This is a genomic window from Kiloniella sp. (assembly GCF_048259265.1).
GTDB lineage: Bacteria > Pseudomonadota > Alphaproteobacteria > Kiloniellales > Kiloniellaceae > Kiloniella.
In genome coordinates this window covers 53,740-65,972 of the sequence record NZ_JBLXHT010000001.1, presented here as the reverse complement: position 1 = coordinate 65,972, position 12,233 = coordinate 53,740, and the positions used below count along the sequence as shown (strand labels likewise).

The following is a 12,233-nucleotide window of genomic DNA, read 5'->3' as shown; positions in this document are numbered from 1 at the left end:
TTATACCTATGGCAATTTCGCAAAGACTAGAGCTGAGGCAAAGTCAAAGCCTCGTCATGACCCCACAATTGCAACAGGCAATAAAACTGCTGCAATTGTCAAACCTAGAGCTCGCTGACTACGTCCAACAAGAGGTCGAACAAAACCCTCTTTTAGACCGGGATGACGGCACCCAAAACTCAGCCCTCGTCGATACAGATTCCAATGACCTCCATTCCGCAGCCGCTGCGCCGTCTGAAAATGAAAACCAGCAGCCAGACTCTTTAGAGCTTTCAAACGCGGAAACCTTGCCCGACAACAACCAAACACCACTGGATAATGATTTCGATAATTATTACGACAGCAGCCCGGACAATCAATGGAACGATCAAGATACGGCTTTTTCCAGTTGGGGGGCAGGTGGCAACACCCGGTTTGATGACGCAGAATTTTCTCTTGAGAACAGGTTACAAGAAAATGTAACGCTCCGTGGCCATCTACGTGAGCAATTACAGATGGAAGTTAATAAACCAACCGAACGCCTGATCGGCGTTCACCTCATCGATCATGTTGATGAAGCAGGCTATATGAAAGCCCCACTTGATGAAATAGCGGACCAACTAGGATGCCCGCTAGATCAAGTTGAATCTGTCCTAAGAACACTACAAACATTTGACCCTGTTGGCATCTGCGCGCGAGATCTCGGTGAATGCCTTGCAATCCAACTTGCGGAACGAAACCGTTTAGACCCTGCGATACAGGCCTTGCTTGATAACTTGGAATTACTTGCCAAGCGTGACCTTAAAGCCTTGAAAGAAGTTTGCGGAGTCGACGAAGAAGACATAACCGATATGATCGCGGAGATTCGTGCCCTAAATCCTCGCCCCGCCGCCGCCTTTGACACCAGCGATGTCGAGACTGTGATCCCTGAAGTTATCATTAAATCTGATAACGCTGGTGGATGGCGTATTGAACTCAATAACGATGCTTTACCTAAAGTTTTGCTCAACAACAGGTATCACGGAACGGTTTCAGACCTGGCACGTACAAAAGAAGATAAATCATATATATCTGAACAGCTACAGTCCGCAAACTGGCTTATCAAGGCTCTGCACCAACGGGCGACAACCGTTCTCAAAGTCGCGACCGAAATTGTAAGCCAACAAGACGGCTTTCTACAAAAAGGTGTACAGGCTCTGAAACCCCTGACCCTAAAAGATATAGCTGAAGTCATTGAAATGCATGAATCAACAGTCAGCCGTGTTACCTCTAATAAATATATGGTGACGCCGCGCGGGACCTTTGAAATGAAGTACTTCTTTACCTCATCAATTAGCGGTGGAAACGGCGACGCCCATTCATCCGAGGCTGTTAGGGATCGCATTAAAAACCTGATTAATCAGGAAGATTCGAAAAAAATCCTGTCTGATGATGCCTTGGTAACCAAACTAAAGGCCGAAGGAATCGACATCGCGCGACGTACTGTCGCAAAATATCGCGAAGCCTTGGGAATCCCTTCCTCCGTGCAAAGAAGGCGTGAAAAAAAGCTCTCTTTTTGATTTTTTTCGCGTAACAAAATCGACTTATTCCAAAAGACTATGTATACTACTTATGTCGTGTATCACTACGGGAGGAAAATATGGTTCAACCTACTATCCTTGACTCCGATAAACGACGTCACTATGGTGCCGCCCCAGATAGCGGGGCTTGACTGGCACATATGGCCATTACGCTAACCCCCTTAACAATTCAGAGAATTTGTTCACATGCAGCTTTCCGTTAAAGGCAAGCAGCTCGACGTTGGCGACGCGCTGCGCACTCATATAGAAGAGAATCTTTCCGCTACTTTGGATAAGTATTTTGGTGATGCCATTGATGTAAATGTCACCATGTCCAAAAATGCTTACCTGTATCGTGCGACTATTGTTGCACATGTAGGTAAAAATATTCGCCTAGAAGCAAATGGCGAAGCAGGAGAACCATATCCTGCATTTGATTTGGCTGCCGAGCGTTTATCCAAACGCCTGCGCCGTCACAAACGTAAACTTCGCGATGACCACGCAGAAGGCGGGAAAGAGGCGACTCACGCTCAGCACTACATCTTGTCGAGCGAAGAAGAAAAAGAAGATCACCAAGAGGAAGTCGAAGACAGTCCTTTGATCGTTGCAGAGATGGCAACAGAAATCCCAACTCTAACAGCCGGATTAGCTGTTATGCGTATGGATTTGGAAGATCTTCCAGCCATGATGTTCCGTAACAGCAAACACGGTGGTCTGAATATGATTTACCGTCGCTCGGATGGAAACATTGGCTGGGTTGACCCATCAAAAAGCTAAGACGCGAATAACCAAAGACTACATGTAATGGAACTAACCGACCTTATCGGCCCAGATGCCGTAGCTGCTGACATGAAAGTCAACAGTAAAAAGCAATTTCTTCAAGAAGTTGCCAAGCGTGCATCTGAGATCACCGGAACAGAAGAACGAGATATTTTCGAAGTTCTCATCGAAAGAGAGAAGCTTGGCACGACTGGTATTGGTCAAGGCATTGCCATCCCGCATGGCAAACTACCAAATCTGAATAAGCTCTACGGCTTTTTTGTAAAGCTGGAACGCCCGATTGATTTCGATTCAATTGACGAGCAGCCCGTAGATCTTATCTGCCTTCTTCTTGCTCCGGAGACAGCTGGTGCTGACCATCTCAAAGCGCTTGCACGTGTATCGCGCTTCTTACGGAACGCATCGACATGCGAGAAACTTCGTGGGACAGAAAGTAATGATGGCATTTATGCACTTCTGAGTGCCACAGCAACAAGCCATGCAGCCTAAAGGGTAAGAGTTCTTTAGCACAAAATATAAAAGGCTCCGAATTTCGGAGCCTTTTTTACGAATTCGTTATTTTCCCAGAGTCTTAGTGCACGCTTAACGGCTCAAGATCTTGCTGACGAACAGCGGCAAAAGCGACATCCCTGTCACTCACGACTGTAATCTCTGTTCCATCAGCTGCGTAAATACCAAAGCAAGCATCACCCTCGACTTCAACGGGCTTTACATAGGCCACAATTTCCAGTCCTAATGCAGTCATATCCTGATCTGTCATCAATTCTGATATTACTTGCTTAATCATCATCACTCTTTTCCAACTTTAACGGCAACAGTTCAATGACCCGAACTGCAAAATTATGCCTACTATAGTTCCCTATTCTTAAGGAACCATCAATCAGTAATATTTCTTACACTCTTTATTGCTTCAGAAATCTAACTTTTTTTATCTTCGATTACGGTTGCTGACGACTTTTCATTGTTTGTTTGAATCTCAATACTACGAATGGCAATGTTTTGTAGGGGTTGTTCCAAATCAACATGCAAAAGCCCGTTTTCAAGCTTTGCATCCAAGACTTCGATTCCTTCGGCTAAAACAAATGCGCGCCTGAACTGTCGGGCTGCAATTCCACGATGAAGATATTCTTTGTCATCATCTGATTTTGCTTTCCCTTTAATAACAAGCTGATTGTTTTCAATCTGCACCAGCATATCTTCTTGGGAAAACCCTGCAACAGCAAGCGTAATGCGTATTTTATTCTCGCTTACTTTTTCAACGTTGTATGGAGGGTATCCATCTGACGCAGTTTTGGAAATCATATCCACAGCCTGCTCAAATTGTTCAAACCCAAGCATCAACGGACTATTAAATAAAGATAATCTAGACAACTATACCTCCTCGAAAGAGCAAGGCTCATTCATATTGTGGCCCCGAATGGCAACCAGTAGACCTAATCAAGTAACCCGCTATAGCAGCATCACAGGAATATAATTGGGGTCTTCCGCCCCACAGGTCAAGACCAACAGACAAAATCTGCCTTGTTAAAAGCGCACGCCTCACAAAACACACTCAAAGCGAATACCCCTGAAACAAATAACTACTCAAGATTTAACACCTTCCCAAATCACCGTAAATTGTGTATACCTACACATACTCAACACCACATGTTGTGGAAAACTCTGTGGATAACATGATGAAAAGCTCGTTATCAGTTGCCTCAAGTCCCTATTTAGCCAAGCCCTTACGTTCAATTGCTCAAGTAAAAGCTGAGCACGATGAAAAACGAAAGCAGGAAGAGCTAAAAAATCTCAAGCTACAATCAAAGATATCTGGTGCAGCAAATAAAAAAGAGCATTAACGAATAAGTTATTTGTGCACAACCAAATCAGGTGGGAAACGCAACGTTATCGCGGTTCCAAGGCCGGGCTCACTGGTAATGGAAAAATCGCCCCCCAACGCCTCGATTGACCTCTTTGAAACGGGCAACCCCAAACCTGTTCCTCGAATATGAGTATGCGTTTGCGCTTCTAATACCTGCCCATAAGGCGACAGAGCCAAGGCCAGTTCTTCCGGGGACATACCGATACCATTATCACGAATAACCATTAAAACAGCGCCGTTTTTCGTGTCGTACTGCCCCTCAACACTAACGCGCCCCCCGCGACGGGTAAACTTAACGGCGTTAGATAGCAAATTTGTCAAAACTTGCTTAAATCGTCGTTCATCCGTTTTCAAATTGGGAAATTCATCCGGGATATTCGCAGAAAGTTCAATACCGGATTCTTCTGCCAGTAACGCCATGAGACGAAGAGTTTCATTCACAGCATCGCGAGCAGAAACTTCAGTTATCTCGAGATTCTCTTCGCTAGATTCTTTTTTTGCCAGATCTAGGACATCATTCACAATACCTAGTAAATGCCTGCTCGCATTATGGATATCATCAGCATAACCAAGGTATTTATCATGCCCAAGGGACCCAAATCTCTCTTGCTTCATAATTTCAGAAAACCCTAAAATCGCATTTAATGGCGTCCGCAATTCATGGCTCATATCTGCAATAATATTATTGTTCTCTTTCGTTTCCTCTGGAAGCGCTGGGTTTTGCTCTAAGATTTTTCGCTCAGCCTGCTTCAACAGGACGAGAGCAAGATCGGCCTTTTGCGTTTTCTTAGCTAATTCAGCTTCAAGCTTTGAGCGCTCATAAGAAATACTGAGCAGAGTTTGGCAACTCAGCCCTAAGCGGTCAATATCACGGGGGAAAATAATCAAATCATCAAACAAAGAAGATGCCGATTGTCCCCCCGCATACAAGCTATCATCAGAGATACAGATGATGGGGCAACGTTGAGTCCAAGATAACGATTTATAGTTGGTAAGTTTTTGTCTTAGTTTTCCGCTCAATGAACTGGCGGAAAACAAAAAAAGATCAGGCTTAATCAGAGCTTCAGGATCAAATTCCTCAGATACAACGACGACAGAAAAGCCAGCATCGTTAAGCGAAACGCAAATATCTTTGCAAAAGACTTCATCATCACCAACAATAATAATTCGCGATTTCTTTATATCATGCTGCAACACAAGGTCTTCCTGAACCACAAAATAGCTAACTATCCAAATACCCAGACAGGAGCCTAATTACCTTCGTAAACAAAGAATATCCGTTGAGGGTTATAAAACCATTAAAAATAAGTATTTTTAGCATCCTGAAATTAACGGTCGATGACTAAATTCTTCACACTCTAAAAAGCCTCAGATAAAAACACCCCTTACAGCCTCGAACCCTATATCTTTCTGTTAATCTTCAGGAAGGCGCCTCATTATTAAAAAGTACTTTGAACATAAACAGAGCTACCTATTTTATAAAGGATGATGTTATCCTTTTTCAAAATGGAGGTAGGTATGCCAGTAAAAATTGAAGCTTTCTTTCACGACGCAAGTAACACAGTTTCCTATCTTGTCTGGGACATAAAAACAAAAAAATGCGCTGTGATAGATACTGCCCTTGATTTTGATGCCAGCTCTGGACGAACATCCACACAAAGCGCACAAAAAATCGTTGATTTTCTTACAAAACAGAAGCTGACCTGTCAGTGGATTCTTGAAACTCACGTACATGCAGATCACTTGAGTGCAGCCCCTTTTATTAAAAAAAATGTGGGCGGAAAAATTGCTGTTGGCAATCACATCCCTGAAATTCAGAAAACGTTTAAAACAATCTATAATGCAGAATCAGGTTTCAACACTGACGGACAGCAATTTGACCATCTGTTTGAAGATAACGAAGAGTTTCTACTTGGCAACACTATCTGCAAAGTCATCCACACCCCTGGCCACACACCAGCTTGTGTTACCTATCTAATAGATGACAATGCCTTTGTTGGGGATACCCTGTTCATGCCTGATTTTGGCACCGCACGCACAGATTTTCCGGGGGGCGATGCTGGTCAGCTATACGATTCAATCAAGAAAATTTTATCCCTAGACGAAAATACAAAACTCTACACTTGTCATGACTATGCCCCGAATGGTCGTCAAATTGCATGGGAAAGTACGGTCAAAGAACAACAGGCCAAGAACCTACATGTACACAAAGGGGTTACAAGAGACGCGTTCATAAAGATGCGCACTGAACGCGACAAACAACTCGCCATGCCCGCACTTTTAATCCCTTCGATCCAGGTGAACATGCGTGCCGGGGATCTACCACCGCAAGAAGAAGACGGTGATAGATATTTGAAAATCCCCCTTAACAAGCTTTAGCCAAGAGTACTCTGCAAACAAATCAGGCTGCAACAGGAATGAACCATCTGTACTGCTAGATGATAAGCACATAATGAAAAAGCAGCCATTAGGCTGCTTTTTCATTATCAATGCAGCATTAAGATCACGACGTAGGGTCAGGCTTTTCATGCTGGCCTACTGTAGCAATACGAAGATTGTTTGTCGCGCCAGGCGTGCCAAAAGGAACTCCTGCTGTCACGACAACTTTATCACCATTTTCACAAAAACCTTCACGGCGGGCGATACGGGTTGATTTACCAACCATTTCACCAAAACTGCTAACGTCACGTGTATTCACAGAATGAACACCCCAGACCAAGGCCATCTTTCTCGCGACCCGTAAATCAGGAGTCAATCCTAACAGAGGTGTATTAGGGCGCCCACGTGCTGCCCTGAAAGCCGTACTCCCCGTTGTCGTGAAGGTGACAATCGCTTTTGCATCAACCAAATCGGCAACATGACGTGCGGCATCACTGATTGCATCCGCTTCTGTTGGATTAGGCAGGATTTCATCTGCATGTACCAGTTTAAGGTAGAGCGGATCCTGCTCAATTGTTTCAATGATGCGGTTCATCATCGTCACCGCCTCAAGAGGATAAGCTCCGCTAGCTGATTCTGCTGAAAGCATCACAGCATCTGCTCCGTCATAAACGGCTGTGGCCACATCAGATGCCTCAGCTCTCGTCGGTGTCGGTGCGGAAACCATTGTTTCCAACATCTGCGTTGCCACAATCACGGGTTTTCCGTGTTCGCGGCAAGTTCCGATGATACGTTTTTGTAAAACAGGCACATTTTCCGGTGGTAGCTCGACCCCCAGATCTCCACGCGCAACCATAACAGCATCGGTCAACTCAACAATCGCTTCCAGTTGTTCAATCGCAGATGGTTTTTCCAGCTTAGCCATAACGCCAGCACGCCCATTAACAAGCTTGCGTGCCTCCATCACGTCTTCTGGACGCTGAACAAAGGACAAGGCACACCAGTCACAGCCAAGTTCCAGGCCAAACTCCATATCTAGCAAGTCTTTTTCGGTAAGGGCTGACAAAGGTAAAACAACACCAGGGACATTCACACCTTTATTGTTTGACAACACACCGCCGACAACAACTTCGGTTGTTGCCTCTGTGCCACTTAGCCCTGTAACGCGTAACCGGATCCGACCATCATCCAGCAACAGATCTGTTCCAACTTCGAGTGCATCAAAAATTTCTTTGTGTGGTAGGGTTGCGCGCTTGGCATCCCCAAGCTCGTCTTTCATATCCAGTTTGAAAGTCGAGCCATTAACCAATTCAGCTGAATCATTCACAAAACGACCGACACGTAATTTTGGCCCCTGAAGATCCATTAAAACAGCAATTGGACGACCTGCTTCTTTTTCAACTTCGCGGATCAGATCGTAACGTTCTTTGTGATCTTCGTGCGTCCCATGGCTGAAATTGAGACGGAAAGTATCAACACCTGCTTCGAACAGCGCCGTAATAGTCTCCTTATCCGAACTGGCAGGGCCAAGTGTCGCTACAATCTTACAAAGACGCTTACGTTTCATGTCAGGAACCTTTTCATTGTGTTTATTTCAGGATTATATCCTGTTTTATCTGTCTTATCAGTTTTCTATTACAAAAGCTTGGCTCAACGACGACAGTTTTGTCTCGATCAACGAAGCCCTTGCATTGTATCCTCAAATCCGAGCTTAGGACCAGAATACAGAAAACGGCACGCCAATTCGTGCCGATTTTTTCTATTTATTTTTTCTCTGCAAAACACTGATTTTCTTGTCATCAACAAAAGATATCAGGACAAAAAAAGATCAGGAGAGAGCCCTCTACTCTCTCCTGATCAAGTAGACCTAGAGGCTAAGCCCCAGGGCGACAGCAGTGTCAACCATACGGTTGGAGAACCCCCACTCGTTATCATACCAGCTCAAGACACGGACCAAACGATCACCAACAAGTTGGGTTTGCGTCAGGTCAAAAGTCGAACTGGCAGGAGAGTGGTTAAAATCTATTGAAACCAACGGCTCATCATTAGTTTCTAAAACACCTTTGAGAGCACCTTCGGAAGCGGCAATCATTGCTGCATTAATTTCTTCGGCAGTTGTCTTTCTTCCCGCTGTAAAGACAAGGTCAATCATGGAAACATTTGCTGTCGGAACACGAACGGCTGTGCCATCTAACTTGCCATCAAGTTCTGGTAGAACAAGACCAACAGCACGGGCCGCACCCGTGGATGTCGGGATCATGGAAAGAGCCGCTGCTCTGGCCCGACGAAGGTCAGAATGCATGGTATCAACGGTGTTCTGATCACCCGTATAGGCGTGAACAGTCGTAACAAAACCTTCTTCCAAGCCAACCAACTGGTTAAGAACATGGGCAACAGGTGCCAGACAGTTTGTCGTACAGGATGCATTAGAAACAATGGTATGTTCCGGTGCGATCTTGTCGTGATTCACACCGTAAACGACGGTTAGATCAGCGTTTTTGCCTGGCGCAGAAATCAATACTTTCTTCGCGCCAGCTTTCAGATGAAGAGAGGCTTTTTCGCGATCTGTAAACAGTCCGGTGCATTCAAGCGCAACATCAACCCCCAACTCACCCCATGGCAAATCAGCAGGATTACGTTCTGACAAAGCAGCAATACGTTTTCCCTCAATGATCAAAGCATTGTCGTCAGCTTTGATATCTTTACGAAGCGTACCGTGTACTGAGTCATATTTGAGAAGGTGAGCATTGGCCTGAGCAGATGCCAAGTCATTGATAGCAACGACCTCGATATCATCACGACCTGATTCAACGATGGCCCTCAACACAAGTCGGCCAATACGACCAAAACCATTAATTGCTACGCGAACCGCCATTATTTGCTCCTCAGGGACTTCATTATCTATAACTCTTGATGACAAAATGTTCATTTTTGAACATAAACGCAAGTTATATTTTTCTAAAGTGAATATTTTATGACACTAACTTTGAACGCAAAGAGAGATAATTTTAATTACCTCGAAACCAGATATCAAAAATAATTATTTAAAAACAATGGATTACAAGAAACCGCCAAGAAAGTGAATATTTATTTTTCAGCACAACAAGGAATGATCAGCTAAAATTGAGCAGCAATTATGAATGTTCAGTTACAAAAATTCGATAGAATCCGGTTCTAACAAAGAACTTCCAGATCCAGCGATTTGATAATGGAAGACAAGGGCTCGGTCGGCATACTATCCGTAACCAATGTATCAATCTGAGATAAATGCCCTAAGCGAACCAACGCATTACGACCGTATTTACTGCTATCAGCAACAAGCAGAGTATGACGTGCGTTTTCTATAATTGTTTGAGAAACTCGAACACCACCATAATCGTAATCCAGCAGACTGCCGTCTTCATCGATACCACCAACAGCGATTACGCCAAAATCGGCACGAAACTGTCGAAAGAAATCAATTGTCGCCTCACCAATGATGCTTCGATCGACATTTCTGACCACGCCGCCAGCAACAATAATTTCAAAGCTGGGATTCGGACTCATAATATGCGCAACACTCAAGCTGTTTGTAATGACACGTAACCCTGTGTGTCCCATCAAAGCTTGGGCAACGCTTTCGTTTGTCGTCCCCATATTGATAAATAGCGATGCATTGTTCGGAATCTCACGCGCCACAAGTTGCGCAATACCTTCTTTTTCCTGCGCGTTAATTCCCTGACGCTGTGTATAGTCGAGATTAAGGACAGAAGAACTAAAACTTGCTCCGCCATGAAAGCGGTTCAGCAGCTTCGCATCACAAAGCTCATTTATATCCCGCCGAATTGTTTGGGTTGTTACAGAAAAATCCTGTGCCATTGAATCAATAGATACGAAGCCATTATTCTTCGCCAATTCAAGAATCTGCCTTTGACGACGGCTAAGTTTTTCCAGATTCATCTGCATTCCCCACTAACAAATTCGCGCTTTTATCAGCACTTGGCCCCTTTTACCCAATTTCTAACAAAAAAGGAACCGATGTTCACTTTACTTTCATAAACGAACATACGAAAGTAAAGATCAAATTCCAAGGGGAGTCAAAAGGGAAGCCGGAATGAGCGAAAACCAACACATTCTTTCAATAGATCAGGGCACAACAAGCAGCCGGGCAATTATCTTTGATGTCAAAGGCAACAACCTTGCAACATCGCAACAGGAATTTCCTCAAATTTTCCCAAACGACGGATGGGTCGAGCATGATCCCGAGGCTATTTGGACCTCAACACTTGAGGTATCGCGCGAGGTCCTTAAGTCAGCACAAGAAAAAGGTGCAAACGTCGTCACCATCGGCATTACCAATCAACGGGAAACAACCGTTATCTGGGACAGATCAACCGGGTTGCCGATCTACAATGCAATCGTCTGGCAAGATCGTCGTACAGCGGAACTATGTTCAAAACTGAAAGAGCAAAATCACGAAGACAAAGTAACCGCCAAAACGGGCCTTTTACTCGACCCCTATTTTTCTGCAACAAAAGTTGCCTGGGTTTTAGACAATATCGAAGGGGCTCGTGAAAAAGCAAACCGTGGCGAACTCGCCTTTGGTACCGTTGATAGTTTCCTGCTTTGGCGCTTAACCAATGGTAAAGTGCACGCAACAGATGTGACAAATGCCTCTAGAACTATGCTCTATAATATTCATGACCTCAAATGGGATGATGAACTTTTGGCATTGTTCAATATTCCTGCTTCTCTCCTACCAGAAGTAAAAGATTCTGCAGCCGATTTCGGCACAACAAACGCTGATATATTTGGAGTTCCCATTCCAATACAGGGCATTGCAGGCGATCAACAAGCTGCAAGTTTTGGCCAAACCTGTTATGATGCAGGGGATATCAAAAGCACCTATGGCACAGGTTGTTTTGTTTTGCTGAACACAGGCGAAAAACCTCTGTCCTCAAAGAATCGGCTACTCACCACTATTGGATATAGGATTAATGGCAAAACATCCTATGCTTTAGAAGGCGCAATTTTTATGTCCGGCGCAGCAGTACAATGGCTTCGCGACGGCCTTAAAATAATTGAATCAGCATCCGAAACTGAAGCGATTGCCAAAAGCCTTCCGGATAACAAAGGCGTTTACCTTGTTCCAGCCTTTACGGGGCTTGGCGCCCCTTATTGGGATCCCCATGCCCGCGGCTCCATCTATGGGCTGACAAGAGACAGCGGACCAGAAGAAATCGTCCGAGCAACATTGGAAGCGGTTTGTTATCAGACCAGAGATCTTTTTGAGGCGATGGCAGACGACGGGATCAAGCCCAAAGCCCTGAAGGTTGATGGTGGCATGGTTGCCAACAACTGGGTCATGCAATTCCTTTCCGATACACTAAATTTGGAAGTGGACAGACCTGCCGTCCCAGAAACCACTGCACTGGGCGCAGCCTATCTTGCAGGGCTTCAACACGGCATTTATAAATCACTCGAAGATATTAAAGAAAACTGGACGTTGGATCGAAGCTTTACACCAGAAATGGATGGCGCAACCAGAAAACAAAACCTTGAGGGTTGGGATCTCGCAATCAAGAAAACCAGATATCAATAATCCAGATATCAAAATAAAGCGTGCAACTGTGGCCTTAACCATGGTTAATCTCGGCATAAATCTACCATTTACGAAACAACAAAAAACGGAA

Annotated in this window: 12 protein-coding genes; 6 read left to right on the top strand and 6 right to left on the bottom strand. The window is 44.6% G+C overall.

Annotation, left to right across the window (positions count from 1 at the left end; translation table 11 throughout):
- Positions 1-8: 8 nt before the first annotated feature.
- The 3 genes from rpoN (at position 9) to ptsN (ending at position 2,807) form a co-directional block, all read left to right on the top strand.
- A complete protein-coding gene (gene rpoN / locus ACN0QW_RS00325) occupies positions 9-1,538 on the top strand; it encodes an RNA polymerase factor sigma-54 (RefSeq protein WP_417427742.1) in 1,530 nt (509 codons plus the stop codon).
- Positions 1,539-1,745: 207 nt separating this feature from the next.
- The gene (gene hpf / locus ACN0QW_RS00320; RefSeq protein ID WP_299375078.1) at positions 1,746-2,315 is read left to right on the top strand and encodes a ribosome hibernation-promoting factor, HPF/YfiA family; all 570 of its coding nucleotides are present in this window, start codon (positions 1,746-1,748) and stop codon (positions 2,313-2,315) included.
- Between the two features lie 27 nt (positions 2,316-2,342).
- Positions 2,343-2,807, top strand: a complete 465-nt coding sequence (gene ptsN, locus ACN0QW_RS00315) for a PTS IIA-like nitrogen regulatory protein PtsN (RefSeq protein WP_417427739.1) — start codon at positions 2,343-2,345, stop codon at positions 2,805-2,807.
- 82 nt (positions 2,808-2,889) lie between these two features.
- Here ptsN and ACN0QW_RS00310 read toward each other — a convergent pair whose 3' ends face one another.
- Positions 2,890-3,108 carry a DUF1150 family protein gene (locus ACN0QW_RS00310; RefSeq protein ID WP_046504281.1) on the bottom strand — a complete coding sequence of 73 codons (219 nt, stop codon included), beginning with the start codon at positions 3,106-3,108 and terminating at the stop codon, positions 2,890-2,892.
- 128 nt (positions 3,109-3,236) lie between these two features.
- Positions 3,237-3,689 carry an Hsp20 family protein gene (locus tag ACN0QW_RS00305; RefSeq protein WP_417427737.1) on the bottom strand — a complete coding sequence of 151 codons (453 nt, stop codon included), beginning with the start codon at positions 3,687-3,689 and terminating at the stop codon, positions 3,237-3,239.
- Between the two features lie 293 nt (positions 3,690-3,982).
- Between ACN0QW_RS00305 and ACN0QW_RS00300 the strand changes: the two genes are divergently transcribed.
- A complete protein-coding gene (locus ACN0QW_RS00300) occupies positions 3,983-4,159 on the top strand; it encodes a hypothetical protein (protein WP_417427735.1) in 177 nt (58 codons plus the stop codon).
- Between the two features lie 8 nt (positions 4,160-4,167).
- Here the strand turns inward: ACN0QW_RS00300 and ACN0QW_RS00295 are convergent, their stop codons facing one another.
- Positions 4,168-5,379, bottom strand: a complete 1,212-nt coding sequence (locus ACN0QW_RS00295) for a sensor histidine kinase (RefSeq protein WP_417427733.1) — start codon at positions 5,377-5,379, stop codon at positions 4,168-4,170.
- A 321-nt stretch (positions 5,380-5,700) separates the two neighbouring features.
- Here ACN0QW_RS00295 and ACN0QW_RS00290 point away from each other — a divergent pair, with 321 nt between their 5' ends.
- Complete coding sequence (locus tag ACN0QW_RS00290; RefSeq protein ID WP_417427731.1) at positions 5,701-6,561, top strand: MBL fold metallo-hydrolase; 861 nt, start codon at positions 5,701-5,703, stop codon at positions 6,559-6,561.
- 124 nt (positions 6,562-6,685) lie between these two features.
- Here the strand turns inward: ACN0QW_RS00290 and pyk are convergent, their stop codons facing one another.
- The 3 genes from pyk to ACN0QW_RS00275 all read right to left on the bottom strand — a co-directional run bounded on the left by pyk (position 6,686) and on the right by ACN0QW_RS00275 (position 10,500).
- Positions 6,686-8,128 carry a pyruvate kinase gene (gene pyk / locus ACN0QW_RS00285; RefSeq protein WP_299371795.1) on the bottom strand — a complete coding sequence of 481 codons (1,443 nt, stop codon included), beginning with the start codon at positions 8,126-8,128 and terminating at the stop codon, positions 6,686-6,688.
- Positions 8,129-8,428: 300 nt separating this feature from the next.
- Positions 8,429-9,436, bottom strand: a complete 1,008-nt coding sequence (gap, locus tag ACN0QW_RS00280) for a type I glyceraldehyde-3-phosphate dehydrogenase (RefSeq protein WP_417427729.1) — start codon at positions 9,434-9,436, stop codon at positions 8,429-8,431.
- Between the two features lie 299 nt (positions 9,437-9,735).
- Positions 9,736-10,500, bottom strand: a complete 765-nt coding sequence (locus tag ACN0QW_RS00275) for a DeoR/GlpR family DNA-binding transcription regulator (RefSeq protein ID WP_417427727.1) — start codon at positions 10,498-10,500, stop codon at positions 9,736-9,738.
- Positions 10,501-10,654: 154 nt separating this feature from the next.
- Here ACN0QW_RS00275 and glpK point away from each other — a divergent pair, with 154 nt between their 5' ends.
- Entirely contained in the window at positions 10,655-12,142 is a 1,488-nt protein-coding gene (gene glpK / locus ACN0QW_RS00270) for a glycerol kinase GlpK (protein ID WP_417427725.1), read from the top strand.
- The last annotated feature ends 91 nt before the right edge of the window (positions 12,143-12,233 follow it).

Excerpts from the sequence above, each read along its gene's own strand:
- ACN0QW_RS00275 (WP_417427727.1), bottom strand. The coding sequence starts at position 10,500 with ATGAATCTGGAAAAACTTAGCCGTCGTCAAAGGCAGATTCTTGAATTG.
- rpoN (WP_417427742.1), top strand. The coding sequence starts at position 9 with ATGGCAATTTCGCAAAGACTAGAGCTGAGGCAAAGTCAAAGCCTCGTC.
- hpf (WP_299375078.1), top strand. The coding sequence starts at position 1,746 with ATGCAGCTTTCCGTTAAAGGCAAGCAGCTCGACGTTGGCGACGCGCTG.
- gap (WP_417427729.1), bottom strand. The coding sequence starts at position 9,436 with ATGGCGGTTCGCGTAGCAATTAATGGTTTTGGTCGTATTGGCCGACTT.
- pyk (WP_299371795.1), bottom strand. The coding sequence starts at position 8,128 with ATGAAACGTAAGCGTCTTTGTAAGATTGTAGCGACACTTGGCCCTGCC.
- ACN0QW_RS00290 (WP_417427731.1), top strand. The coding sequence starts at position 5,701 with ATGCCAGTAAAAATTGAAGCTTTCTTTCACGACGCAAGTAACACAGTT.
- glpK (WP_417427725.1), top strand. The coding sequence starts at position 10,655 with ATGAGCGAAAACCAACACATTCTTTCAATAGATCAGGGCACAACAAGC.
- ACN0QW_RS00310 (WP_046504281.1), bottom strand. The coding sequence starts at position 3,108 with ATGATGATTAAGCAAGTAATATCAGAATTGATGACAGATCAGGATATG.
- ptsN (WP_417427739.1), top strand. The coding sequence starts at position 2,343 with ATGGAACTAACCGACCTTATCGGCCCAGATGCCGTAGCTGCTGACATG.